The organism is Roseovarius sp. THAF27, from assembly GCF_009363655.1.
Taxonomy (GTDB): Bacteria; Pseudomonadota; Alphaproteobacteria; order Rhodobacterales; family Rhodobacteraceae; genus Roseovarius.
The window spans coordinates 1315255-1338973 of sequence record NZ_CP045393.1; the positions used below are offsets into that span (position 1 = coordinate 1315255).

23 protein-coding genes, 1 tRNA gene and 1 riboswitch are annotated in these 23719 nt (G+C 66.2%); of the genes, 17 read left to right on the forward strand and 7 right to left on the reverse strand.

Translation table 11 applies throughout. The features are described 5' to 3' along the window. Positions 1-87: 87 nt before the first annotated feature. On the forward strand, positions 88-2433 hold the full coding sequence (locus FIU89_RS06570; protein WP_152491857.1) for an ATP-dependent helicase: 2346 nt from the start codon (positions 88-90) through the stop codon (positions 2431-2433). 195 nt (positions 2434-2628) lie between these two features. Here FIU89_RS06570 and FIU89_RS06575 read toward each other — a convergent pair whose 3' ends face one another. Beyond that, a complete protein-coding gene (locus FIU89_RS06575; protein WP_254701808.1) occupies positions 2629-3057 on the reverse strand; it encodes a MarR family winged helix-turn-helix transcriptional regulator in 429 nt (142 codons plus the stop codon). 106 nt (positions 3058-3163) lie between these two features. On the opposite strand from FIU89_RS06575, the gene FIU89_RS06580 reads away from it, so the two are divergent. Continuing rightward, entirely contained in the window at positions 3164-3592 is a 429-nt protein-coding gene (locus FIU89_RS06580) for an organic hydroperoxide resistance protein (RefSeq protein WP_152491858.1), read from the forward strand. Between the two features lie 169 nt (positions 3593-3761). Here FIU89_RS06580 and lipB read toward each other — a convergent pair whose 3' ends face one another. Next, complete coding sequence (gene lipB, locus FIU89_RS06585; RefSeq protein WP_152491859.1) at positions 3762-4409, reverse strand: lipoyl(octanoyl) transferase LipB; 648 nt, start codon at positions 4407-4409, stop codon at positions 3762-3764. A gap of 124 nt (positions 4410-4533) precedes the next feature. Here lipB and FIU89_RS06590 point away from each other — a divergent pair. After that, positions 4534-4620 (forward strand) — tRNA-Leu (locus FIU89_RS06590). A 100-nt stretch (positions 4621-4720) separates the two neighbouring features. On the opposite strand, the gene guaD is transcribed toward FIU89_RS06590, so the two are convergent. After that, positions 4721-6007, reverse strand: a complete 1287-nt coding sequence (gene guaD, locus FIU89_RS06595) for a guanine deaminase (RefSeq protein WP_152491860.1) — start codon at positions 6005-6007, stop codon at positions 4721-4723. 131 nt (positions 6008-6138) lie between these two features. On the opposite strand from guaD, the gene mgtE reads away from it, so the two are divergent. From mgtE to FIU89_RS06630, 7 genes are all read left to right on the forward strand, one after another. Beyond that, the gene (gene mgtE, locus FIU89_RS06600) at positions 6139-7581 is read left to right on the forward strand and encodes a magnesium transporter (RefSeq protein ID WP_152491861.1); all 1443 of its coding nucleotides are present in this window, start codon (positions 6139-6141) and stop codon (positions 7579-7581) included. Further along, entirely contained in the window at positions 7578-8135 is a 558-nt protein-coding gene (locus tag FIU89_RS06605; RefSeq protein ID WP_152491862.1) for a 5-formyltetrahydrofolate cyclo-ligase, read from the forward strand. The genes mgtE and FIU89_RS06605 overlap by 4 nt, the downstream gene beginning before the upstream one ends. A 199-nt stretch (positions 8136-8334) precedes the next feature. After that, the gene (locus FIU89_RS06610) at positions 8335-8808 is read left to right on the forward strand and encodes an OsmC family protein (RefSeq protein WP_152491863.1); all 474 of its coding nucleotides are present in this window, start codon (positions 8335-8337) and stop codon (positions 8806-8808) included. 93 nt (positions 8809-8901) lie between these two features. Next, complete coding sequence (locus FIU89_RS06615; protein ID WP_152491864.1) at positions 8902-9714, forward strand: TIGR00282 family metallophosphoesterase; 813 nt, start codon at positions 8902-8904, stop codon at positions 9712-9714. Continuing rightward, the gene (locus FIU89_RS06620) at positions 9711-10667 is read left to right on the forward strand and encodes a DMT family transporter (RefSeq protein WP_152491865.1); all 957 of its coding nucleotides are present in this window, start codon (positions 9711-9713) and stop codon (positions 10665-10667) included. The genes FIU89_RS06615 and FIU89_RS06620 overlap by 4 nt, the downstream gene beginning before the upstream one ends. Further along, positions 10667-12445 carry an SLC13 family permease gene (locus tag FIU89_RS06625; protein WP_152491866.1) on the forward strand — a complete coding sequence of 593 codons (1779 nt, stop codon included), beginning with the start codon at positions 10667-10669 and terminating at the stop codon, positions 12443-12445. The genes FIU89_RS06620 and FIU89_RS06625 overlap by 1 nt, the downstream gene beginning before the upstream one ends. Positions 12446-12651: 206 nt before the next feature. Then, positions 12652-13512 (forward strand): DUF2189 domain-containing protein, encoded by an 861-nt coding sequence (locus FIU89_RS06630; protein ID WP_152491867.1) that lies wholly within the window; start codon positions 12652-12654, stop codon positions 13510-13512. A 222-nt stretch (positions 13513-13734) separates the two neighbouring features. Here FIU89_RS06630 and FIU89_RS06635 read toward each other — a convergent pair whose 3' ends face one another. Then, on the reverse strand, positions 13735-14022 hold the full coding sequence (locus FIU89_RS06635) for a hypothetical protein (protein WP_152491868.1): 288 nt from the start codon (positions 14020-14022) through the stop codon (positions 13735-13737). Positions 14023-14263: 241 nt separating this feature from the next. On the opposite strand from FIU89_RS06635, the gene FIU89_RS06640 reads away from it, so the two are divergent. The 6 genes from FIU89_RS06640 to FIU89_RS06665 all read left to right on the forward strand — a co-directional run bounded on the left by FIU89_RS06640 (position 14264) and on the right by FIU89_RS06665 (position 21488). After that, positions 14264-14749 carry a lytic transglycosylase domain-containing protein gene (locus FIU89_RS06640; RefSeq protein ID WP_152491869.1) on the forward strand — a complete coding sequence of 162 codons (486 nt, stop codon included), beginning with the start codon at positions 14264-14266 and terminating at the stop codon, positions 14747-14749. A gap of 212 nt (positions 14750-14961) precedes the next feature. Further along, on the forward strand, positions 14962-15711 hold the full coding sequence (locus tag FIU89_RS06645) for a YebC/PmpR family DNA-binding transcriptional regulator (RefSeq protein WP_152491870.1): 750 nt from the start codon (positions 14962-14964) through the stop codon (positions 15709-15711). Between the two features lie 146 nt (positions 15712-15857). Continuing rightward, a complete protein-coding gene (locus FIU89_RS06650; RefSeq protein WP_152491871.1) occupies positions 15858-16139 on the forward strand; it encodes a GNAT family N-acetyltransferase in 282 nt (93 codons plus the stop codon). Between the two features lie 77 nt (positions 16140-16216). After that, a riboswitch (cobalamin riboswitch) is annotated at positions 16217-16406 on the forward strand. A 101-nt stretch (positions 16407-16507) separates the two neighbouring features. Further along, positions 16508-16780 (forward strand): hypothetical protein, encoded by a 273-nt coding sequence (locus FIU89_RS06655; RefSeq protein WP_254701809.1) that lies wholly within the window; start codon positions 16508-16510, stop codon positions 16778-16780. A 527-nt stretch (positions 16781-17307) separates the two neighbouring features. Further along, a complete protein-coding gene (locus tag FIU89_RS06660) occupies positions 17308-18372 on the forward strand; it encodes an Mrp/NBP35 family ATP-binding protein (protein WP_152491872.1) in 1065 nt (354 codons plus the stop codon). 821 nt (positions 18373-19193) lie between these two features. Beyond that, positions 19194-21488, forward strand: coding sequence for a glycosyl hydrolase family 28-related protein (locus FIU89_RS06665; RefSeq protein WP_152491873.1), 2295 nt, complete (start codon positions 19194-19196; stop codon positions 21486-21488). A gap of 24 nt (positions 21489-21512) precedes the next feature. Here FIU89_RS06665 and FIU89_RS06670 read toward each other — a convergent pair whose 3' ends face one another. From FIU89_RS06670 to FIU89_RS06680, 3 genes are read right to left on the reverse strand one after another with little or no spacing between them, the layout of a single operon-like run. After that, on the reverse strand, positions 21513-22175 hold the full coding sequence (locus tag FIU89_RS06670; protein WP_152491874.1) for a hypothetical protein: 663 nt from the start codon (positions 22173-22175) through the stop codon (positions 21513-21515). Between the two features lie 58 nt (positions 22176-22233). Then, positions 22234-22758, reverse strand: coding sequence for a peptidoglycan-binding protein (locus tag FIU89_RS06675; RefSeq protein ID WP_172978048.1), 525 nt, complete (start codon positions 22756-22758; stop codon positions 22234-22236). Positions 22759-22793: 35 nt separating this feature from the next. After that, positions 22794-23189, reverse strand: a complete 396-nt coding sequence (locus FIU89_RS06680; protein WP_152491876.1) for an OB-fold nucleic acid binding domain-containing protein — start codon at positions 23187-23189, stop codon at positions 22794-22796. 129 nt (positions 23190-23318) lie between these two features. Between FIU89_RS06680 and FIU89_RS06685 the strand changes: the two genes are divergently transcribed. Next, positions 23319-23642, forward strand: coding sequence for a 2Fe-2S iron-sulfur cluster-binding protein (locus tag FIU89_RS06685; RefSeq protein WP_057793755.1), 324 nt, complete (start codon positions 23319-23321; stop codon positions 23640-23642). The last annotated feature ends 77 nt before the right edge of the window (positions 23643-23719 follow it).

Below are 23719 nucleotides of genomic sequence, written 5' to 3' on the forward strand. Positions count from 1 at the left end.
TCAAGGGGGGTGAATAAGTGTTAACGGGTTGGAACACAGTGTGAACATTGGCTTTTCCTCGGGACGCGGCTTCGCTATTCTTGGGCCATGAGCAGTTTCGACGAATCCGATGCCTTCGAGAGCGCGTCACTGGCGACGCGCGCGATGGCGGCCCGCCCGACGCCCTATCTGGATGACCTGAACCCCGCGCAGCGCGAGGCGGTGGAGGCATTGGAAGGGCCCGTGCTGATGCTGGCAGGGGCCGGGACCGGCAAGACCAAGGCGCTGACCACGCGCATGGTTCACTTGCTGAACACGGGCACCGCAAGGCCGAACGAGATTCTGGCCGTGACCTTCACCAACAAGGCGGCGCGCGAGATGAAGATGCGCGTGGGCCGGGTGATGGGCGAGGCGGTCGAGGGGATGCCGTGGCTGGGCACGTTCCATTCGATCTGCGTGAAGCTGTTGCGGCGGCATGCGGAGCTGGTGGAGCTGAAGTCGAACTTCACCATTCTCGACACCGACGATCAGTTGCGGCTGCTGAAGCAGTTGGTGGCGGCGGCGAATATCGACGACAAGCGCTGGCCCGCGCGGATGCTGGCCGGGATCATCGACCAGTGGAAGAACCGGGCGTGGACGCCCGATCAGGTGCCGGCCGCCGAGGCCAGTGCCTATGACGGCAAGGGCGTGGCGCTTTACAAGCAGTACCAGACCCGGCTGCGCGAGTTGAACGCGGTGGATTTCGGCGATCTGCTGCTGCACATGGTGACGATCTTTCAGACCCATGACGACGTGCTGGAGCAGTACCGGCGCTGGTTCCGCTATATCCTGGTCGACGAGTACCAGGACACCAACGTGGCGCAGTATTTGTGGCTGCGGCTGTTAGCCGGGGGGCACCGGAACATCTGTTGCGTGGGCGATGACGACCAGTCGATCTATGGCTGGCGCGGGGCCGAGGTGGGCAACATCCTGCGGTTCGAGAAGGATTTTCCGGGCGCCACTGTTGTCCGGCTGGAGCAGAATTATCGCTCGACGCCGCATATCCTGGCGGCGGCCGGGGGCGTGATTTCGGGCAACAAGGACCGGCTGGGCAAGGAATTGTGGACGCAAGCCGAGGAGGGCGAGAAGGTGCGCCTGATCGGTCACTGGGACGGTGACGAGGAGGCGCGCTGGGTCGGGGAAGAGATCGAGGCGATGCAGCGGGGCACGCGGGGGATGGACCCGATGAGCCTCGATCACATGGCGATCCTCGTGCGGGCGAGCCACCAGATGCGGGCCTTCGAGGATCGGTTTCTGACGATCGGGATGCCGTATCGCGTTATCGGCGGGCCGCGCTTTTACGAGCGGATGGAGATCCGCGATGCCATGGCCTACTTCCGTTTGGTCGTCAGTCCGGCCGACGATCTGGCTTTCGAGCGGGTGGTGAACACGCCGAAGCGGGGCCTGGGCGACAAGGCGCAGCAGAAGATCCAGGTGACGGCGCGGCAGAATGGCGTGTCGCTGGTGGAAGGCGCGGCGATCCTCTTGGAAGAAAAGGGGCTGACCGGAAAGGGCGCGGCGGAGCTGGGCAAATTTCTGGACGGTCTGCGGCGCTGGGGGCGGCTGGTGGGGGACAAGGATGTGTCCCATGTCGAGTTGGCCGAGATGGTGCTCGATGAGTCCGGCTACACCGAGATGTGGCAGATGGACAAGACGCCTGAGGCGCCTGGGCGGCTGGAGAACCTCAAAGAACTTGTGAAGGCGCTGGAAGGCTTCGAGAACCTGCAGGGGTTTCTGGAGCATGTCAGCCTGATCATGGACAACGAGAGCGAGGAGGTGGGCGAGAAGGTCAGCATCATGACACTGCACGCCGCCAAGGGGCTGGAGTTTCCGGCCGTGTTCCTGCCGGGCTGGGAGGATGGCCTCTTCCCCAGCCAGCGGAGCATGGATGAAAGCGGGTTGAAGGGCCTCGAGGAGGAGCGTCGGCTGGCCTATGTGGGGATCACGCGGGCCGAGGAGGTGTGCACGATCTCCTTTGCCGGGAACCGGCGGGTCTACGGGCAATGGCAGAGCCAGATGCCGAGCCGGTTCATTGACGAACTGCCGGAGGATCACGTCGAGGTGTTGACGCCGCCGGGGCTCTATGGTGGGGGCTATGGCGCGGCGGGCGGGGGCCTCGGGTCGATCGAATCCCGCGTGGCGGAGGCCAATGTCTATAACTCGCCGGGCTGGAAGCGGATGCAGGCGCGGAGCCAGCAGCGCCCGGTGAGCCAGCCGCAGGAGGCGCGCGACATGGTGATCGACGCGCAGGCGGTGAGTGCACACGAGATGGGCGAGCGGGTGTTTCACCAGAAGTTCGGCTATGGCGCGATCATCGGGATCGAGGGCGACAAGCTGGAAATCGATTTCGAAAAGGCCGGGATCAAGAAGGTGGTGGCGCGGTTCGTGACCGGGGCGGATGATATTCCGTTTTGACGGGGTCGGGGTTCGGTGATCCGAAGGGGCGCGCTGCGCGCGCGCAGGATGTCTCGACGCCGCGACAGGCGGCGTCTCGGGGCGCGGGTGGTGATGTGACGCGTTCACCCGGCGGGCCTGGTTGTCGGGCCGGGGCCTCCGGCGGGGATATTTTCGGCCAGAGGAAGGTGGCCGCGCCGGGAGGGGCGCGGGGCGTCAGGCGCGGTCGAGCCGGTCGCGCAGGGCGAGGATCTCGTCGCGCAGGCGGGCGAGGTCTGTCATGTCCATGCCGGTTTCGCGGGTGATGCAGTCGGGGATATGCGCGGCGTCGGCCTGAAGGGCGCGGCCCGTGTCGGTGAGATGCACGCGGACCTGGCGTTCGTCCGCGGTGTCGCGTTCGCGGCGCAGAAGGCCGCGGGTTTCCAGGCGCTTGATCAAGGGGGTGAGCGTGTTGGATTCAAGCTGCAACTCGCGGCCCAGGGCGCCGACCGTGCGGGCGTCGCCGAACCAGAGCGCGCTGAGCAACAGGTATTGCGGATAGGTCAGGCCCAGCGGGGCGAGGAGCGGCTTGTAGGTCTGCTGCATCCGGTGCGCCGTGGAATAGAGCGCGAAGCACAGCATGTCGGGTGGGGGTAGGGTGCTCATTGAGGAAAGATATATCGTGCGCGATTTGATCGCAAGCGTTGACAGATCGGGTTGCCGACATATGTATCGTGTACGATTTAATCTTGAGCGATGAAAGGGAGCCTTCATGTCGACCGATATCAAGTACTGGACCGAAGCCCATGCCACTGGCGGTGGCCGCGAAGGGGTGGCGCGCCTGAAGAACGGGATGCTGACCTTTACCATGGACACGCCCGAGGCGCTTGGCGGGGCCGGCAAGGGGCACAACCCCGAGGAGCTGTTCGCGACGGGCTATGCCGCGTGCTACCTGGGCGCGATGCGCTTTGCCGCGCAGAGCGAGAAGCTGGGCGAGGTGCCTCAGGATGCATCGGTCGATGCCAAGGTAGGGATCGGACCGCGTGAAGACGGCGGATTCGGTCTGAAGGTGGACCTGAAAGTGTCGATGCCGGGCGTGGACGAGGACACCGCGAAGAAGATCATGGAGCGCGGGCATTTCATCTGTCCGTATTCCAATGCGACGCAAGGCAATATCGAGGTGAAAACCGAGCTGGCCTGACGGCTGGCCTATTGCCGGCGTGGGCCCGGGCGAGGCAAGACCGTGAATCGTGCTTCGTCCGGGTCTTTTCCTGCGTGGATCAGGGTACTTCCGGGAAAAACCGGATCGCGTTTCGCGGCCTCTTCGAACGCCAGAAGCTATGCGTGTTTCGGACTGACCCGGAAACGCTTTAGCCGAACACCCGGGGAAAGGTCTTTTGCAGGGCCACGTCCACGTCGCCCAGGGTGACGGGAAGGCCGAGATCGACGAGCGAGGTGACGCCGTGGTCGGTGATGCCGCAGGGGACGATGCCGGAGAAATGATCGAGGTCGGGTTCGACGTTGATCGAGATGCCGTGGAAACTGACCCATTTGCGCAGGCGGATGCCGATGGCGGCGATCTTGTCTTCGGGCTTTTGCCCCGTGGCGGTGAGCGGCTTGTCGTCGCGCGTGACCCAGACGCCGACGCGGCCCTCGCGGATCTCGCCGGTGACATTGAACTGGTCGAGGGTGGCGATGACCCAAGATTCCAGTTGTTGCACGAAGGCGCGGACGTCGCGGCCGCGCTGGCCGACGTTCAGCATGACGTAGACCACGCGCTGGCCGGGACCGTGATAGGTGTACTGCCCGCCGCGTTTCGTGGGGTAGACCGGGAAGCGGTCGGGATCGGTGAGGTCGGCGGGTTTGGCGGAGGTGCCGGCAGTGTAGAGCGGCGGATGCTCCAGGAGCCAGATCGCCTCGTCGGCCGCGCCCCGCGCGATGGCCTCGGCGCGGGCCTCCATTTCGGCGCAGGCGGTCTCGTAGTCGACGAGGCCGGGGGAGGTGATCCATTCCGTCATCGGCGTGCTTTGGCAGGTGGCGCGGATTTTGTCAAAGCCGTGGTTTTTGGCCTTCACAAGCCGGGCGCGATTGCCTATACGGCGCTGCACCAAGGCGTTCGTTCCGGGCGTCTTTCGGTCACGGGCGGTCGTGGCGGAATTGGTAGACGCGCAGCGTTGAGGTCGCTGTGAGCTAACACTCGTGGGGGTTCGAGTCCCCCCGACCGCACCAGTGCCGAACACCCTTTCGCGTTGCGCGATGATCGAGGGTGGAGGGCGGCATGGATGTTCATTCGAAAATCGGCGTTCGCGTGGTGGGGTTGAACCTCACCCTACGATTGCGGCGTTCCCGTCACCCAGATTTGGGCGATGGCGCGGTCGTCGGCCATCATGATCGTGGGGAAGACGGCCTGCCAGAGGTCCTCGGCGCGGGCGGCGCGCTGGGCAATCGCCGGAGTCGAGGCGAGGTTTATGGCGACAAGGTCGGCCTCCATTCCCGGGGCGATGGTGCCGATGCGGTCCGAGAGGTGCAGGGCGTCGGCGCTGCCCGCTGTCGCCAGCCACCATAGCTGCGCGGGGTGCAGGGCGTTGCCGGAAAGCTGGCCGATCTCGTAGGCGGCGGCCATGGTGCGCAGCATGGAGAAGGACGAGCCGCCCCCGGTATCGGTGGCAAGGCCGATGCGGTGGCCGTCCTCGAGGCGCGCGGCCATGTCGAAGAGGCCGGAGCCGATGAAGGTGTTGGAGGTGGGGCAGTGGATGAGCGCCGCGCCGGTCTCGGCCAGGCGGGCGCGTTCGCGGGCGGTGAGGTGGATGGCGTGGCCATAGAGGCCGCGGGAACCGAGAAGGCCGTGCGCTTCGTAGGTGTCGAAGTAGTCGCGGGCGGAGGGGAAGAGGGACCTGACCCAGTCGATTTCCTCGGCCTGTTCGGATAGATGCGTTTGCATGAGACAAGTGGGGTGTTCGGCCCAGAGCGCGCCGAGGGCGGAGAGCTGATCGGGCGTCGAGGTGGGCGAGAAGCGCGGGGTGATGGCATAGGTCAGCCGGCCGGTGCCGTGCCAGCGGGCGATGAGAGCGGCGCTGTCGTCATAGGCGGATTGCGCGGTGTCCAGGAGGGCGGCGGGGGCGTTGCGGTCCATGCAGGTCTTGCCGGCGACGGCGCGGAGGTTGCGGCTCTGCGCGGCCTCGAAAAAGGCGTCGGCGCTGTGCGCGTGGGAGGTGCAGAACGTCGCCACCGTGGTGGTGCCGTTGGCCAGCGTGAGGTCGAGGTAGCGGTTGGCGATCCGGTGCGCGTAGGCGGGATCGGCGAGGCGCATTTCCTCCGGGAAGGTGTAGGTTTCCAGCCAGTCGCGCAGGCGTTTGCCCCAGCTGGCGATGATGCCAGTCTGGGGGTAATGCGCGTGGGCGTCGATGAAGCCGGGCGAGATGAGATGGTTGTCGTAACGCTCGATCCGGGCGTCCGGGGCGGCGGTGCGCAGGTCCGCGAGGGGGCCGGTGCGGGTGACGTGGCCGTTCTCGATCAGGACGGCCTCGTCGAGGTGGGCGGAGCCGGCGGGGTCGCCCTGGAACGGCGAGCGGGTGAAGCAGAGGACCTGTCCGGTCAGGATGCGCGGGGGGGGCATGCGGTGTGGTGTCCTCGGGGCCGGTCCGGGGGCAGGATAGGTGCGCGGAAGACAGGCGTAAATCCCGCATATTACGTTGTGATTTCCCGCGGCTTTGTCCTACATGGTGCCGCAGAACCGGGGAGCGCGCGATGGCCGAGAAAAACCAGCAGGACGACGTGACCGAAGAGCGCGAACCCGCGCAGGTGCCCGAGCCCGAGCCCGAGCGGGAGCCCGAGCGCGAGGACAGCGCCTATGTGCTGGATCAGAAGGTCGTTGGCCGGATCATGTATGCCGTGGATATCGGCGACCAGGCGATGCTGTGGCAGGAGCTGGAGCCGTTTCACCCCGCCGACATCGCCGACCTTCTGGAGCAGATCAATTCCTTCGACCGCCGCCGGCTGATCGAGCTTTACGGGCACGAGTTCGACGGCGACGTGCTGACCGAGCTGGACGAGACGATCCGCGAGGAGGTGATCTCGATCCTGGCGCCGGAGGTTCTGACCAACGCGGTGCGCGACCTAGAATCGGACGATGTGGTCGACCTGGTCGAGGACATGGAGGAAAGCCGGGCGGCCGAGATCCTGGGTGTGCTGGAAGACAGCGACCGGACGCTGGTGCAGCAGTCGCTGAGTTACCCCGAGTATTCCGCCGGGCGCCTGATGCAGCGCGAGGTGGTGATGGCGCCGGAGCACTGGAATGTAGGCGAGGCGATCGACTATCTGCGCGACCAGGACGACCTGCCGGACCAGTTCTATCACATCGTGCTGGTGGACCCGCGGCTGAAACCCGTGGGCAACGTGACGCTGGGCAAGCTGATGGCCTCAAGACGCGAGGTGATGCTGAGCTCGCTGGTGGAGGAGACGTTTCACGTCATTCCGGCCGAGCAGTACGAGGGCGACGTGGCCTATGCGTTCAACCAGTATCACCTGATTTCCGCGCCCGTGGTGGACGAGGACGAGCGGCTGGTCGGCGTGATCACCATCGACGACGCCATGGCGGTGCTGGACGAGGAGCACGAGGAGGACATCCTGCGCCTGGCCGGTGTGAGCGAGGAAGGGTCCCTGAGCGATCGCGTGATCAGCACCACCAAGCGGCGGTTCCCGTGGCTGGCGGTGAACCTGGTGACGGCGATCATGGCCTCGTTGGTGATTGCGCAATTCGAGGCGGCGATTGCGCAGATCGTGGCGCTGGCGGTCTTGATGCCGATCGTGGCGTCGATGGGCGGCAACGCGGGGACGCAAAGCCTGACGGTGGCGGTGCGGGCGATTGCGACGAAGGACCTTACAGGGTCGAACGTGTGGCGGTTCATCCGGCGCGAGGTGCTGGTGGGGCTGGTCAACGGAGTGATCTTTGCCGTGGTGATGGGGATCGTGGGCGTGCTGTGGTTCGGCGGGCCGGAGCTGGGCTATGTCATCGGAGCGGCGATGGTGATCAACCTGGTGATGGCAGGGCTGGCGGGCACGGTGATTCCGGTGGTGCTGGACCGGGTGGGCGTGGACCCGGCGCTGGCCTCGGGGGCGTTCGTGACCACGGTGACGGACGTGGTGGGCTTTTTCGCCTTTCTGGGGCTCGCGGCGGTGGTGCTGCTGTGAGCGATCTGGCGGAGGTGAAGGCGGCGGCGCGCAAGGCGGCCTTTGCGCGGCGCAAGGCGGCGTTTGACGCGGCAGGTGGCGCGGGGGCGGGCCTCTTGTCCGGCGTGCTGGCCGGGTACCGCGGCGTGCCCTTGGCGGGGTACATGCCCATCCGCACCGAGATCGACCCGTTGCCGGCGATGGCCGAGGCGGCGGCGCATGGCCCGGTGGGCGTGCCGGTGATCGAAGCCGAAGGGAAGCCTTTGAAATTCTCGCGCTGGGAGCCGGACGGAGCCCTGCGCGACGGGCCGTTCGGCGCGAAGGTGCCGGAGGTGGATGACTTCTTCGAGCCGGAGATCCTGATCGTGCCCTTGGTGGCGTTCGACCGGAATGGCGGTCGGCTGGGCTATGGCGGGGGGTTCTATGACCGGACGCTGGAGCTGTTGAGGGGTAAGCGGGCGACGCTGGCCATCGGGTTCGCCTTTGCTGCGCAAGAGGCCGAGGGGCTGCCGCTGGAGCCCACGGACCAGCCGCTGGACATGGTGGTGACGGAGAAAGAGGTGATCGGGTTTTGACGGGGGACCGCCGGCCTGCCGTGTTGAGCCGCGCGATTGCCAGACCGCCCGGACGGGCTGGCGATTGGGGTACGCTGGCGATTTGATTTGAGGTCTTGCGGAAGTTGCAGAGATAAAGTGCCCTGACCATCGGTCGGGTCGCCATCCCGCGGTCTGGCGTTCGCGCGGCGTACCGATGCCGTTTTTCAAGGAGATGAACATGGACACCCACGACTACACCGCCAAGGTGGTCTGGACCGGCAACCGGGGCGACGGCACCCGGACCTACAAGGGCTATGACCGGACGTGGAACATCGAGACGGCGGGCAAGCCGGTGGTGGCGTGTTCGAACGATCCGGTGCTGGGCGGGGACCCGAAGCTGCACAATCCCGAGGACCTGTTGCTGGCGACGGTAAGCGCGTGCCACATGCTGTGGTACCTGCATTTCGCCAGTGATGCGGGTATCGCGGTGCAGGGCTATGTCGACGATCCGCTAGGCGAGGCGGAGGTGGAGCCGTCCGGCAAGGGGCGGTTCACGCGGGCCGTGCTGCGCCCGGTGATCACGGTGCCCGAGGGCACGGACCTGGAGGTGGCGGACGCGATCCACGGGCGCATTCACGACGTCTGTTTCATCGCGCGGTCGGTGGCGTTTCCGATTGTCTACGAGGCGCGCTACGAGGTGGCGGCGGGCTGAACGGGGGCGGGGAGGTCCCGGGTCAGGCCCGGGACGGCGGGGGAGCGTCGGTGGCTCTTGCCCTTTGGAGGCGGTGTCTCTACCAGTTTCGGCATGAGGATTTTGTATCTTGGAGACGTGATGGGCCGGGCCGGGCGGCAGGCCGTCGCGGAGCGTTTGCCGGGCCTGCGCCAAGCGTGGAAGCTGGATTTCGTCGTGGTCAACGGAGAGAACGCGACCGGCGGAATGGGCCTGAGCGGGGCACATGCCAAGGCGCTGCTGGACGCCGGCGCGGATTGCCTGACGCTGGGGGATCACGCCTTCGACCAGAAGGACATGCTGCAATTCATCGAGGGCGAGCCGCGGATCGTGCGGCCCCTGAACTTCGCCAAGGGGGCGCCGGGACGCGGTGCGGCGGTTTTTTCCGACGCGCGGGGGCGCAAGGTGATGGTGGCGCAGGTGCTGGGGCAGGTGTTCATGAAACGCGCCTTCGACGACCCGTTCAGCGCCGTCGACACGGTGATGCGCGCCCATGTGCCGGGCGGCGCGGTGCAGGCCAGCCTGATCGACATCCATTGCGAGGCCACCAGCGAGAAGATGGGGATGGGGCACTATTGCGACGGGCGCGCGAGCATCGTCGTGGGGAGCCACACCCATGTGCCCACCGCCGACGCGCAGATCCTGCCGGGGGGCACGGCGTTCCAGTCGGATGCGGGCATGTGCGGCGACTACCTGAGCGTGATCGGTATGGAGAAGACCGAGCCGATGCGCCGCTTCGTGACCGGCATGGGCAAGGAGCGGTTCACGCCCGCGCTGGGCGAGGTCACGCTGTGCGGCCTGTATGTCGAGACGGATGACGCCACCGGCAAAGCCACGCGTGTCGAGATGGTCCGCGAGGGCGGGCGGCTGGCGCCGGGTGGCCCATGAAATCGGATCTTTGGCTTTATGCCATTCTGATTGCGATGGGGTTGGGCTGGGGTCTGACGATTCCGCTGGCCAAGATCGCCGTCAGCACCGGGCACCAGCCGGTCGGCCTGATTTTCTGGCAGCTGGTGGTGGTGGTGCTCTGCCTGGGCGCGGTGACTCTGATCCGGGGCCGCAGGATTATTTTCGGCCGGGCCTATCTGCGGCTCTTCGTGATGGTCGCGCTGTGCGGCGCGGTTCTGCCCGACGTGTTCTTTTATCTTGCCGCGGCGAAACTGCCGGGTGGCGTGATGTCGATCGTTGTCTCGAGCGTGGCGATGTTCTCGCTGCCGATCGCGGTGGCGCTGGGCAATGAGCGGTTCGAGTGGCAGCGCCTTGTCGGGGTGGTGATCGGCCTTGCGGGCATCGTGATGCTGGTGGGGCCGGAGGCGAGCCTGCCGGGCGCGGCCTCGGCGGGGTTCGTTCTGCTGGCACTGTGCGCGCCGGCGCTTTACGCAACCGAGGGCAACCTGGTGGCCTTGTGGGGCACGCAGGGCCTGGACCCGATGCAGGTGATCCTGGGCGCGTCGCTTGTCGGGCTGGTGATCTGCCTGCCGGCGGCGGTGATGAGCGGGCAGTGGATCAATCCGATGGACGGGATCGGCGTGCCCGAGCTGGCGCTGGCGGCGGGGGCGGCGCTGCACGCGCTGGTCTATGCGACCTATGTCTGGATGGTCGGGCGGGCCGGGTCGGTCTTTACCGCGCAGACGTCCTATATGGTGACGGCGGCAGGCGTGTTATGGTCGATGGCCCTGTTGCAGGAAAGCTATGCAATCTGGGTTTGGCTGGCGCTGGGTACGATGATGCTGGGCATGTTCCTGGTGCAGCCCCGGGCGGCACGGGTTCTTGTGCCGGGGCGCGTGATAGATGAGAATGCCGAAGCTGGCATGACATCGGACCGGGACGGGCAGAGTTGATGCAATTCATGGAACTTTCGCAGGGCGCCCAACCGCTGGTCGCCCTGGTCGTGGTCGCGGTGATGTTCGTGCTGTTCATCCGCGAGGTTTACCCCACCGAGGTGGTGGCGCTGAGCGGGGCCGCCGTGCTGTTGGCGCTGGGGGTGCTGCCCTATGACGCGGGGCTGGAGGTTCTGGCCAATCCCGCGCCCTGGACCATCGCGGGGATGTTCGTGGTGATGGGGGCGCTGGTGCGCACCGGGGCGCTGGATGCGTTCACCACGGTCGCGGACCGGCAGGCCAAGGTGAACCCCAAGCTGGCCATCGGGATGCTGATGGTCTTTGTTGTTTTCGGCTCGGCCTTCATGAACAACACGCCGGTGGTCGTGGTGATGATCCCGATTTTCGTGCAACTGGCGCGGACGCTGGGGGTGACGGCCTCGAAGATGCTGATCCCGCTGAGTTACGCCGCGATCCTGGGCGGCACGCTGACGCTGATCGGGACCTCGACCAACCTGCTGGTCGACGGGGTGGCACGGTCGCAGGGGATGGAGCCGTTCGGGATATTCGAGGTGACGCCGCTGGCGCTGTGTCTGGTGGCCTGGGGGGCGGTATACCTCTATTTCATCGCGCCGCGCCTGTTGCCGGACCGCGAGAGCATGGCGGACATGCTGTCGGACCGCTCGAAGATGAAGTTCTTCACCGAGGCTGTGATCCCGCCCGACAGCAACCTGATTGGCCGCGAGGTGACGGGCGTGCAGCTGTTCAAACGCGAGGGCGTGCGGCTGGTGGACGTGGTGCGGGGCGATATCTCGCTGCGGCGCAACCTGCAGGGGGTCGAGTTGCAGGTGGGCGACCGGGTGGTGCTGCGCACGCAGATGACGGAACTGCTGAGCCTGCAGCGCAACAAGGAGCTGAAGCGGGTCGACCAGGTGTCGGCGGTGGAGACGACGACGGTGGAGGTGCTGATCACGCCGGGCTGCAAGATGGTGGGGCGTTCGCTCGGCTCGCTGCGCCTGAGGCGGCGTTTCGGAGTCTATCCGCTGGCGGTGCACCGGCGGAACCAGAATATCGGGCGGCAGCTGGACGACCTGATCGTGCGGGTGGGCGATACGCTGCTGCTGGAAGGGGCGCCGGAGGACATTAAGCGGCTGGCGGGCGAGATGGACCTGGTGGACGTGAGCCAACCCTCGGCCAAGGCGTTCCGGCGTGGGCACGCGCCGGTGGCGTTGGCGGCCCTGGCGGGGATCGTGGTTTTGGCCGCTTTGGGCGTGGCACCGATCCTGGCGCTGACGGTGATCGCGCTGGCGGTGGTGCTGCTGTCGCGCTGCATCGACGCGGACGAGGCGTTTTCCTTTGTCGACGGGCGGCTGCTGGCGCTGATTTTCTCGATGCTGGCCATCGGGGCGGCGCTGGAGGCGTCGGGTGCGATACGGCTGATCGTCGACTACGTGGCGCCGGGGCTGTCGTCCCTGCCGCCCTTCCTGATCGTCTGGGCGATCTACCTTCTGACCTCGATCCTGACGGAGCTGGTGAGCAACAACGCGGTGGCGGTGGTGGTGACGCCCATCGCCATCGGGCTGGCGGATGCGATGGGGATCGACGCGCGGGCGCTGGTTGTGGCGGTGATGGTCGCGGCCTCGGCCAGTTTCGCCACGCCGATCGGGTACCAGACCAACACGCTGGTCTACGGGCCGGGGGGCTACAAGTTCACCGATTTCCTGAAGGTCGGCGTGCCGCTGAACCTGAGCGTGGGACTGCTGGCCAGTGCGCTGATCCCGTTCATCTGGCCGCTATAGGGCGGTCGCGGGGACTTCGAGTATTTTTGGAACAGTGAAAGATCCGGTGCGCCGTCCCTGACGGGTGACGTCCCCAAATCGTGATCACCCGCACGCCTTGGTTGTGGTACGCTGTAGTCACAGGCGGGTGTTCCGCCAAGTGAGGAGACCCGCCCAAACCCAATCGGACCGGGGGTACCCGGCCGACCGGAGGAAGGGAGTGTCCCATGGTCAAGACAATCGGAAACCCGCTGTCATGGTTCTTTCAGGGCGTGTCTGGCGCGAGCCGGTCGGTGGGCGATGCCACCGTCGCGTTGAGTGGCGACGCAGATGCTACGCCGAAGGTCAGATCGCTGTCTCGCGCGGATCTGAGCGATGCGCTGCACAAGGGCTATGCCGATTTCAGCCGTTTTCGCAGCGACGTGATGTTCCTGGTGATGATCTATCCGGCGATCGGTCTTTGCCTGTCCTTCTTTGCCTTCCACAGGGCGATGCTGCCGATGCTGTTCCCATTGGCGGCAGGTTTTCTGTTGCTGGGGCCGGTCGTGGCGATCGGGCTTTACGAGATGAGCCGGCAGGCGGAGCGGCGCGAGGAGGTGGGCTGGAGCGCCGCTTTGTCGGTGGTCCGGGCCGAGAATATCGGGCCGGTGCTGGTGATGGCGGTGTATCTGCTGGCGGTCTTCCTGATCTGGATGCTGGCCGCGATGAAGATCTATGACTGGACGCTGGGGCCGCAGCCGCCGCAGAGCCTGACAGGTTTCATGACGGACGTTCTGACGACCGGGCCGGGCTGGACGATGATCGTTGTCGGCATTGCCGTCGGCGCGGTCTTTGCTGTGACGGTACTGGCGGTCAGCCTGACGACCTTTCCGATGCTGATCGACCGCCGGGTCGGGCTGGCTGTCGCGGTGGCGACGTCGCTGCGCGTGATGCAGAAGAATCCGGCCATCGTGGCCCGGTGGGGGGCCATCGTGGCCGTCCTGATGCTGATCGGGACGGTGCCGTTATTCCTTGGGCTGATCATAGTGCTGCCGGTGTTGGGCCACGCGACATGGCATCTTTATCGTGCGGCGGTGGGGTGGGTGTAGCGTGTCTTCGACCCCCGATCGCAAATCCGGTTGTGCCCAAAGATGCAGAGCCGCAGGGCCGGTCTCATTCGGTCGTGGGTACTGTTGCGCGGCGGGGCTGGGCCGGTGGGCGGCTGAAGGCGATGCCTTTGCCGCAGACGGGATCAGCCGACGCCGCTTTGATCATTCGGCTGCATGGCGTGGCGGGGAAACCCCGCCCGCCCATGCAGTGGGGTCTACCTGTCAGCTGCCGCCACGCGCGCCTTGAGTCGCGGCCATGGCGACGCGGGTGATCGCGTGGATCTTGGTGAGGCCATCCTCGCCCGCGGTGTCATAGTCGAACTGGAGCCGGTCGCCAGCGGCAATGTCGGCGGGCAGGACGATGTCGCCGGGAATGTACCACACTGTCTTGTCAGAGAGCACGAGAACGTTGGTGTCGCGGTCGAATGAGACCACGTTGCCTTGGGTCTGGTCGGCGAATGCAGGAAGGGCCGCGAACGCGGCAAGGGCCGTTGCGATGATGATGCGCATGTCTGTATGTCCAGGGGAGGAAAGCACTCTTGGCGCGACCCCGCGCCTTGTAGCCGCCGGGTGGAGCCTCGCACCCGGATGCAGCGAAGATCGGTTGAGGCTGCCCCTGCGTCAAGATGCACGGTGTGAAATCTTGCGGGGCGCGCGCGGTTTCGGGCGGATTTTCGCGCGTCGGATGCCAAGAAGCTTGCCTGAAATGCCGGCTTGGGGAAGAAACCCCGAAACAACGAGGGATTCTCTGATGCGGCGTTTGATGGCCTTCATGCTGGTTTGCGTGGTTGCGGGATGCAGTGCGAAGGAGGCGCCGGAGCCGCGTGCCGCGCACAGCCCGCCGCTTTATCCCAACGAGACGCCGCAGCTTCGGGCGCTGATCAACCAGTATGCCGACGACTACGAGGTGCCACGGTCGCTGGTGCACCGGGTGGTGCAGCGCGAGAGCGATTATCGGCCCGGGGCGCGCAACGGGCCCTATTTCGGCATGATGCAGATCCTGCCCGCCACCGCACGGGGCATGGGGTTTCAGGGCGCGCCGAGCGACCTTCTGGATGCGGAAACCAATCTGAAATACGCGGTGAAGTACCTGCGCGGCGCATGGCTGGTGTCGGACGGCAGCGAGCCCGACGCGGTGATGTGGTACGCGCGGGGCTATTACTATGCCGCGCGGGACAAGTGCCTGCTGGTTCAGACCGGCTTGCGCGAGCGCGAGATCGCGCGGCACTGCCGCTGAGGCGGCGCGGCCCGGGCGGCCCGGATCGCGCGACATGACACGCCGGGCATGGGGGCGGTCCGGGGCCGGGCGGCGCGCCTGTCATCCTTCAAGAGATAGCCGCCGGTCTGGTCCAGCGCGGCTGCGCGGAGCGGGCGATTGGCGGGATTGCACAGGGGCCTGCGCCTGATTTATAGAGGCGTGAACTTTACGCATGTCATCGGAGGCACGTCATGGCCGGCCATTCCAAATGGGCCAATATCCAGCACCGCAAGGGCCGTCAGGATGCCCAGCGGGCGAAACTCTTTTCCAAGCTGTCGAAAGAGATCACCATCGCCGCGAAGATGGGCGACCCGGACCCCGACAAGAACCCGCGCCTGCGACTGGCGGTCAAGCAGGCCAAGTCGCAGTCGATGCCCAACGACAATATCGACCGGGCGATCAAGAAATCGGTCGCGGGCGAGGGCGAGGATTACGAGGAAATCCGGTACGAGGGCTATGGGCCCAACGGCGTGGCGGTGATCGTCGAGGCGATGACCGACAACCGCAATCGCACCGCCAGCACGGTGCGCTCGACCTTTACCAAGCATGGCGGGAACCTGGGCGAGACCGGCTCTGTCGGGTTCATGTTCGAGCGCAAGGGGCAGGTGACCTACCCTTCGGATGCGGGCGATGGCGACACGGTGATGATGGCCGCGATCGAGGCCGGGGCCGAGGACGTGGAATCGGGCGAGGACGGCCACGTGATCTGGTGTGCGGACACGGACCTGAACGATGTCTCGACCGCGCTGGAGGCGGAGCTGGGCGAAAGCGAGGAGACCAAGCTGGCCTGGCGTCCGACGACCACCACCGAACTGGACCTGGAAGGCATGCAAAAGCTGATGAAGCTGATCGACGCGCTGGAAGACGATGACGACGTGCAGAATGTCACGACGAATTTCGAGGCCAGCGACGAGGTGATGGACCAGCTGGCGGCGGAGTGATCCGGGCCGCGTGGGTTTGAGGCGGCGCCCCGGCGGGGCGCCGTTTTGCGTTCGGGGCGGTTTCGTACGCGGAGCCTGCGCTGTGCCGAGTTGTGGACCTTTTTGCGGCGCTGCGGCATGCTGCGCGCAGCCAGGGAAGTATAGACATGCAGATCGAACACGAAGACGGAGAGAGCAAGGGGCGCTATGTCACCCGGATCGACGACGGGCCGGAGGCGGAGCTGACCTATTCCAAGCTGGGAAGCGCGGGCATGATCATCGACCATACCGGCGTGCCCGACGCCTATCGCGGCAAGGGCGTGGGCCTGGCGCTGGTGACCCGCGCGGTGGAGGATGCCCGCGCGGCGGGGCGCAAGATCACGCCGCTTTGCCCGTTTGCCGCGTCGCAGTTTCGCCGGCACCCGGAGTGGGCGGACGTTCTGGCCTGAGCTAGAAGGTGTGGCGCGTGTCGTCGCGCGGCGCTTCAACGTCGCAATCGCGGGTTGCGTCAGGGGCCGCTTGGCGGCAAAGTGAGAGTCCCGAAGGTGCCGCGCAGGTCGCGGAGAATTGGGAAGCCGGTGCAAGTCCGGCGCTGCCCCCGCAACGGTAAGGATGGGGGATACCGCAGATGGCCACTGGGGCGACATGCCCCGGGAAGGCGCGCGTATCCGCACCCCCGCCAAGCCCGGAAACCAGCCTTTGGGACGACGTCGAACCGCGGGGGGCGGTGCGGGCGGTGGACCGGAAAAGCGGTTCTCGCGCGGCCTTCCCTCGCCCCAGTCCGGCCCGGGGTGCGGCCGGAGGAAGAGCAGAAAGCATGAGCCTGACACCGATCATGAACGGGTTGGAGCGCAGTGGGGCCACCGGCGCCGAGGCCGAGGCCGTGGCGCGGCTGGGTTTCCTGGAGTGGGTCTTTGGCTATCCCGGCGCCGTCACGGCGGGGGTCGTGCGCGAGGCGCTGGCCGAACCCGCGGTCCGGAATGCCGACAGCGCGGCGGCGAGGGCGTTTGCCCGCGTGCTGGAGGAGGCGCGCCACGCCGCGCCGATGACGCGGGGCCGGCGCGGGCGGGCCGCAAGGGTGGTGCATTGATCCCAACGCCTTGATCCCGCCGCATGGCGGCGGGGTCGCTGGCTGATTTCCGGCGCGGGGGCGGTGCGGCGAGGGCCTTGCGAACGCTGTCGGGGTAAAAAAGAAAAAACGGCGACGCCAGGGAGGAGGAGAGGCGCCGCCGTTCTTTACGTCGGGTCCCAGGGAGGAGGAAGGGACCGTTCGTCAGGTTTGGGTTCCAAGGGAACCCAGGTCTTGCCGGGACCGCACAAGGGAGGAGAGGCGGTATCCCGAACAGGTACCAAACGGGAGGAGAGGCACCTGATTGTTTTCGCGAGCGTTCGGCGCTGTGACCGTTTCCGTTCGCTGTTGAGTTAAAGATAGCGATATGCTGCGCATGCACAATACGTTTTGCTGCAACGCAGCTATGCAGTTGGCGCATAGAAGATCGGATCATTTTTTACGTTTGAAATCACCGCTTTGCCAGTTTTTTGGGCGGGGTTGAAACGGGGGTTGCACCTGCTTCTGGAAGTGCCACTTTCAACGCCGCAGATGCATGGAGACCGGGCATGACGAAAATACTCGAAAATGTGCGCCGAGAGCTGGACCGGCTGGAATTGCCGGACGGCGGGACGGTGATTTCGCGCGACATGGTGCGCGCGATGCGACTCGAAGGCGGCGAGGTGCGATTCGTGTTGGAGGCGCCCAGCCCCGAGATGGCCCGCCGGATGGAACCGCTGCGGGCCGCCGCCGAGCGTGCGGCGCTGTCGGTCGAGGGGGTGACATCGGCGCAGGTCGCGCTGACCGCAGAGGCGCCCGAGGCGCCCGCGCCGACGCTGAAGGTCGGGCGGCATCCCGAGGGCGGCAGCGCCTCGATCCGGCCGAGCGGGGTGAAATCGATTCTCGCGGTGGCGTCGGGCAAGGGTGGCGTGGGCAAGTCGACCGTGGCGTCGAACCTGGCGGTGGCGCTAGCGCGGGCGGGTCGGCGCGTCGGATTGCTCGATGCCGATATCCACGGGCCGAGCCAGCCGCGCATGATGGGCGTGACCGAACGCGCCCAGAGCCCGGACGGCAAGATCCTGACGCCGCTGGAGGCGCATGGCGTCAAGATGATGTCCATCGGCCTGATGATCGAGGAGGATCGCGCCGTGGTGTGGCGGGGGCCTATGCTGATGGGGGCGTTGCAGCAGATGATGGCCCAGGTCGACTGGGGCGAGCTGGACGCGCTGCTGGTCGACCTGCCGCCGGGCACGGGGGACGTGCAGCTGACCCTGTGCCAGAGGGCGCAGCCCACGGGGGCGTTGGTGGTGTCGACACCGCAGGACGTGGCGCTGTTGGATGCGCGCAAGGCGATCGACATGTTCAACACGCTGAAGACGCCGGTGCTGGGGCTGATCGAGAACATGTCGATGTTTCACTGCCCGCAATGCGGGTACGAGGCGGCGATATTCGGCCATGGCGGCGTGGCGGCCGAGGCCGAGAGGCTGGGCCTGCCGCTGTTGGGGGCGTTGCCCATCGACCTCGACACAAGGCTAGGCGGCGATGCCGGGCGGCCCGTGGCGCTGGAGGACGGCGCGGTGTCGGACGCCTATGCGCGGCTGGCGGAAAGGTTGGTGCAGGGCGGGATGGCGTAGTCGGCGAGGTTTGCAGCGACAGTCCGATGTGGGTTTATTGCGGACAAGTGTGATCTACATCCCCGAGCGCCATCGCCGGGCCGTGGGGGCGGCCCGTCGATGGCGCGGGGCCTGCGGCTTGACTCCGCGCCGGGGCTATAGATCGGACGTCTTCTATGTCCGCAAAGCGAACTTCCAACGCGAACGCCCGGCGCGGAATCCAGGTGCAGCTTGCTGCACCGCCGCGCATCGCCGGGCCGCCCCACCGGCACGGCGATTTGGCGAGGCCGGGTGCGCCGCTCGGAGGTTTTACGGAGTTGGCGGGGATAAAGTGCTGCAAAACCATCGTTGGATCGCCGCGCCGCGGCCCGTCGATGCGCGACCCCTACCAACCCACCGGCCGTCTCGTCCGCAAAGCCAACATTCGTGCCGCCCGCAACGCATGTCGGGATCGAGCCCTTGCTAGACACTGGCATCGAGCCCCCGGCCGGTTGACAGCCGCGAAGCTGCCCGGCCATCGTCAGCCCCTCCCTCGGGCTGGCGATTTGTCTGAGGCCGGGCGCAACAACCCTTCCGAGGATGTATTTGGCAGGCATAAAGTGCTTCAGAATTTCCGTCGGATCGCCACCCCAGGCGCTGACGCTCGCTTCCGTCGTGAACGGCGGAAAGGTCCGCTGAGCTGCCGGTGCGTGCAGGAGCGTGCCCCCACCGTCACGGTGGCCTGATCCCCCGTTAACCCCCCGTTGATACTTCCCGAAGCCCGGGTGCGGACCGTGTCGCGCCTTTGCTGGCAATCACGTGACGCCTTGGGGGAAGGCCCCCGGGCGCGGAAAGGGAAATTCATGAACAAGGCAATCACCGATGGCATCGTCTTCATGCCGCCGCCTTTTGCGAACGGGCTGGATGTCTGGTCGAGCGAGAACGGCACGCCGGGGTCGGACACCTATGATGGCGCCGCCAATGCCGCCTTCGTCCCCGCCGACCAGGATTTCGGCGGCGCGCTGGAGGTCCAGAAGGTCCAGGGCACGCAGAAGCTGCGCTACATGGGCGAGACGCCGATCCTGCCGGGCTGTTACCTGCAGATCACCGCGCGGGTGAAGGCGGTGTCCGGCAGCCTGCCCAACGTGCGCATCGCGGGGTGGGCCGGCGGTGCGGGCGGCACTCACGTGACCGGGCTGACCGAGACCGGCCCCAGCGTGACGCTGACCAGTTACGGCGAGGTTTTCGAGGTCAGGGCCATCGTCGGCAGCGGCGACCGTGGCGGCGTGGACATGGTGTGGGGCACCGAGCCCCTGTACGGGCATTTCGGCATCGACCTGACGGGGCCGAACGGTGGCGTGGTGCGGATCGACGACCTGCGGATCGAGGATGTGACCGAAGTGTTCCTGCGCGACATCATCGGCCTGGTGGACGTGCGCGACTATGGCGCGAAGGGCGACGGCAGCACCGATGACCTGCCCGCCTTCGAGGCCGCCGACGCCGCCGCGAACGGCCGCACGGTTCTGGTGCCTGCGGGGACCTATTACCTGGCGGACAGCCTGACCATGCAGAGCAAGGTCAGTTTCGAAGGCGAGGTCACGATGCCGGTCGACAAGATCTTCGAGCTGGTCAACGATTTCGACTTTTCCAAGTACGTGGATGCGTTCGGCGGCGATACGGAGATGGCCTTCAAGAAGGCCTACCAGGCGCTGCTGAACAACCCCGGCCACGTGGAGCTGGACATGAAAGGCCGCAAGGTGGCGCTGCGCGAACCCGTGGACATGCAGGCCGCCGTGCCGAACCGGACCACCTACAAGACGCGGCACGTGATCAAGAATGCGCAGTTTTCAGTCTTTCCGGGGCCGAACTGGGACACCGATACCGTCACCTCGCAAGCCACCTACAACGCCAATGACAACAAGCGGCTGATCAATGTCGCCAACGTGGCCAACATCCAGGTGGGGTCGCTGGTGACCGGCAACGGGGTGGGCCGCGAGGTTTACGTGCGGGCCAGGAATGTGGGCGCCCAGACGGTGACGTTGAGCCAGCCGCTCTACGACGCGGAAGGCACGCAGAACTATACGTTCAAGCGTTTCAAATACATGTGGGATTTCAGCGGCTTCGCCCAGGTTTCGAAGTTCGCGGTGTCCAATATCGAGTTCCAGTGCGGCGGCGATTGCAGTGCCGTGCTGCTGCCGCCCGCCGGATCGGCGATCCATTTCCGGGATTGCTTTTTCACCCAGCCGCGCGACCGGGGCATCACCAGCCACGGCGAGGGCGACCAGGGCATGATGATCGACCGCTGCCAGTTCCTGTCCCGGGAAAGCCCGCTGCTGGTACCGGACCGGACCACGATCGGCGTCAACTGCAACGGCAACGACATCAAGATCCGCAACTGCCGCTGCAATTTCTTCAAGCATTTCGCGATCCTGGCGGGGTCGTCCAGCATCATCATGGGCAACCACTGTTTCCAGGGCGACAGCGCCGATCCCGGCCCGCGCAGCGCGATCTTCGTGCTGGCGCGGACCAACAATCGCGGCACGATCACCGGGAACTACATCTGCGACGGGTCGGTCGAGTGGACCAACGAGTATGACGAGGCGCCGGATTTTTCGAGCGAGTTCTCGTTCAGCGCGCTGTCGATCACCAGCAACGTGTTCCTCAGCCAGAGCACCGCGCCGTCGTTCAACTTTCTGATCGTGAAGCCCTACGGGCCGGGGCATTTCATCAACGGGCTGACGGTGACGGGCAATACGGTGCGGCTGATCGACGGGCCGATCGACCGTTTCGAGGGGATCGACACCAGCTTTGCCACGCTGAATTTCGAGCGGTTCCGCAACATCCGCTTCGAGGACAACGCCTATTTCAACGTGAACATCCAGGTGGAAAACCCGCTGGTCCTGCAACATACCGAGGCCAGCGCGCAGAAGACCTGGGTCGTGGCGCCGCATCCCAAGCTGCCCTTCGAGGCCTGGGCGCAGACGGTCGAGGCGATCGTGCCGGAAGGGCCGATCCGCGAGGCCAATGGCGACGCCTATTTCGGCATCCCGTATTATGACGGCAAGGAAGGCCCGAACAAGGATCAGGTCAACCTGCGCTGGGAAAAGGCGGTCAGCGGGACGGTCACGATGCGGGTCAGGATCGACGACCTGATCTGACGCGAGGGTCGTTCGCGACCCCTGTCAGAACTGGTGCCAGAAGCCGATTTTCAGCTTGAAATCATCGGCTTCTGCCACGCCGGCGACCACGCCGATCTCGGCATGATATCCCGGGGCGATCCGGTGGACATAGGACGGCGCCAGCTTGGCGTAAGGGGCGCTGTCGGTCGGGATGCCCGTCTGCAGTTGCAAGATCACCTTGGCGTCGGGGCCGGGGCTGAGGCCGAACGTGATGTCGGTTTCCAGCACGCCGTCGAAACTGTCGATGATCACCGCCCGGCTGTCGACGCTGATCCAACCGGGCGTGTCCCCAAGCGCGACCCCGCGCCCCAGGCTGAGGCCGGGGCGCAGGGCGAAGGTTTCCCGCGCCATCCCGAGGCCGAATTCGGCGGCGAGGCGCAGGGGGCGGTCGGTGGCGCCGACGGGCCAGCGCAGAAAGGCGATGGCCTTGGACATGTCGTCCTCGTGGCCGCCCGCGTCGAGGCCGAGCGTCAGCCGGTCGGTCAGCCCGTGTTCGGCATAAATCGAGCCGTAGAAGCCGCCGCCGTCGGAGAGGCCGCCCTCGGCGTCGATCTCGATCGAGGTGCTGAGAAACGTCCGGTCCTCGGCGCGCAGCCACGGTCCGGCCAGCGCCGGGACGGGGGCGGCGAGCAACAGGACCGGAATGACGACGCGCTTGAGCGGCATGGCACCTCACGCGGTCAGCTTGGTCAGATTTGGTAAATGCCAGGTTAACGCGGCCCGGTCAGCCGGGCCTGTCGCGGGGCACCGCGATCAGGCCGAGCTGGCGTGCCCCGGCCACGGACAGGATATCGGAATCGAACCCCTGCGGCTTTTGAAAGCTGCGGATGGCGGCGCGCGTGCGACGGTCCATCTCGCCGTTGATCGGCCCGCGATAAAGCTCGCGGGCCTTGAGCGCGCGCTGCACCGAGGCGTTGAATTCAGGCGTCAACTCGGCCCGGCAGGGGACCTGGAACCGGGTCACGCGGCGTTCCTGCACGATCTTCTGTGCGGTCTCGGTGCGATAGCTGGCGGGGCGCGTGACGGTGCCGTCCCCGGCGACCTCCGCGGGGCTGACCAGGATCTGTTCGGTCACGGTCTCCACCACAGCGGGCGACGTATCCTGGGCCCAGCAGGTGCCGGGGGCCGCGCCGGGGGGCGGGGTGTCCAGCCGTTGCACCGCGTCGGGGGCGGCGGCGGTGCGGGGCACCTCGCCACAGGCGGCCAGCGCAAGCAATGCGCAAGGGGCAATCAGGGTCGGTCGGATCATCTGCTCGTGCCTTTTTAGGCGTGTTTTGCAGCATCTTACCCGGTTTCACCCGCTTGGGGAAGCGTGCAGTCATCCGCGCTCTCCAGCAGGCGGTCGAGCAGGGGCGAGATATCCTCGACCTCCTCGGCGATGACATGCACCACGCCCGATTGCCGCTGGATCCGGCCCGTGATGCGTAACAGCCGTCCGGCGATGACGGCCCGGCGGTATTGTTCGTAAAGCGCGCGCCAGACCACGACGTTGACCACGCCGGTCTCGTCCTCCAGCGTCAGAAAGATCACGCCCTTGGCGGTGCCGGGCCGCTGGCGCAGGATCACGAGGCCCGCCACCGTCACACGCGCGCCTTCGGGCGGATCGGCCAGGCGCGCGGCCACCAGCGCGGCCGGCGGGCGGGGCCAGTCATGGGGGGGTGCGGCGGTCAGAACTCTCATGAGAACAAAAGTAGAACATACAGGATTTTAAGCAACTCTTTTCCCGGCGATGTCGCAAATGGGACTGGCATCGCCTACATGGCGCGGCTAGGAACCCTTGAAGAACGCAAGCGACGGGAGCCCGATTTCATGGCCAAGATCACCTATATCGAACATAACGGCACCAAGCACGAGGTGGAGGTCGCCAACGGCCTGACCGTGATGGAAGGCGCGCGCGACAACAACATTCCCGGCATCGAGGCCGATTGCGGCGGCGCCTGCGCCTGTTCGACCTGCCATGTCTATGTCGATCCGGCCTGGGTCGAGAAGCTGCCGGCGAAGGACGACATGGAAGAGGACATGCTGGACTTCGCGTTCGAGCCCGACCCCGAGCGCTCGCGCCTGACGTGCCAGCTCAAGGTCAGCGACGCGCTGGACGGCCTTGTCGTGCAGATGCCCGAGAAACAGATCTGACCCGCCCCTTCCTCTGGCTGTAAATATCCCGGGGGTGCGGGGGCTGGCCCCCGCTTGGACCCGCGTGCGGGGGCTGG

Excerpts from the sequence above, each read along its gene's own strand:
- lipB (WP_152491859.1), bottom strand. The coding sequence starts at position 4,409 with ATGACGGAATGGATCACCTCCCCCGGCCTCGTCGACTACGAGACCGCC.
- FIU89_RS06635 (WP_152491868.1), bottom strand. The coding sequence starts at position 14,022 with ATGCGCATCATCATCGCAACGGCCCTTGCCGCGTTCGCGGCCCTTCCT.
- FIU89_RS06655 (WP_254701809.1), top strand. The coding sequence starts at position 16,508 with ATGAGCCTGACACCGATCATGAACGGGTTGGAGCGCAGTGGGGCCACC.
- mgtE (WP_152491861.1), top strand. The coding sequence starts at position 6,139 with ATGGCCGAGAAAAACCAGCAGGACGACGTGACCGAAGAGCGCGAACCC.
- FIU89_RS06610 (WP_152491863.1), top strand. The coding sequence starts at position 8,335 with ATGGACACCCACGACTACACCGCCAAGGTGGTCTGGACCGGCAACCGG.
- FIU89_RS06660 (WP_152491872.1), top strand. The coding sequence starts at position 17,308 with ATGACGAAAATACTCGAAAATGTGCGCCGAGAGCTGGACCGGCTGGAA.
- FIU89_RS06625 (WP_152491866.1), top strand. The coding sequence starts at position 10,667 with ATGCAATTCATGGAACTTTCGCAGGGCGCCCAACCGCTGGTCGCCCTG.
- FIU89_RS06630 (WP_152491867.1), top strand. The coding sequence starts at position 12,652 with ATGGTCAAGACAATCGGAAACCCGCTGTCATGGTTCTTTCAGGGCGTG.
- FIU89_RS06670 (WP_152491874.1), bottom strand. The coding sequence starts at position 22,175 with ATGCCGCTCAAGCGCGTCGTCATTCCGGTCCTGTTGCTCGCCGCCCCC.
- FIU89_RS06650 (WP_152491871.1), top strand. The coding sequence starts at position 15,858 with ATGCAGATCGAACACGAAGACGGAGAGAGCAAGGGGCGCTATGTCACC.
- FIU89_RS06575 (WP_254701808.1), bottom strand. The coding sequence starts at position 3,057 with ATGAGCACCCTACCCCCACCCGACATGCTGTGCTTCGCGCTCTATTCC.
- FIU89_RS06615 (WP_152491864.1), top strand. The coding sequence starts at position 8,902 with ATGAGGATTTTGTATCTTGGAGACGTGATGGGCCGGGCCGGGCGGCAG.
- FIU89_RS06570 (WP_152491857.1), top strand. The coding sequence starts at position 88 with ATGAGCAGTTTCGACGAATCCGATGCCTTCGAGAGCGCGTCACTGGCG.
- FIU89_RS06640 (WP_152491869.1), top strand. The coding sequence starts at position 14,264 with ATGCGGCGTTTGATGGCCTTCATGCTGGTTTGCGTGGTTGCGGGATGC.
- FIU89_RS06685 (WP_057793755.1), top strand. The coding sequence starts at position 23,319 with ATGGCCAAGATCACCTATATCGAACATAACGGCACCAAGCACGAGGTG.
- guaD (WP_152491860.1), bottom strand. The coding sequence starts at position 6,007 with ATGCCCCCCCCGCGCATCCTGACCGGACAGGTCCTCTGCTTCACCCGC.
- FIU89_RS06675 (WP_172978048.1), bottom strand. The coding sequence starts at position 22,758 with ATGATCCGACCGACCCTGATTGCCCCTTGCGCATTGCTTGCGCTGGCC.
- FIU89_RS06645 (WP_152491870.1), top strand. The coding sequence starts at position 14,962 with ATGGCCGGCCATTCCAAATGGGCCAATATCCAGCACCGCAAGGGCCGT.
- FIU89_RS06580 (WP_152491858.1), top strand. The coding sequence starts at position 3,164 with ATGTCGACCGATATCAAGTACTGGACCGAAGCCCATGCCACTGGCGGT.
- FIU89_RS06680 (WP_152491876.1), bottom strand. The coding sequence starts at position 23,189 with ATGAGAGTTCTGACCGCCGCACCCCCCCATGACTGGCCCCGCCCGCCG.
- FIU89_RS06620 (WP_152491865.1), top strand. The coding sequence starts at position 9,711 with ATGAAATCGGATCTTTGGCTTTATGCCATTCTGATTGCGATGGGGTTG.
- FIU89_RS06665 (WP_152491873.1), top strand. The coding sequence starts at position 19,194 with ATGAACAAGGCAATCACCGATGGCATCGTCTTCATGCCGCCGCCTTTT.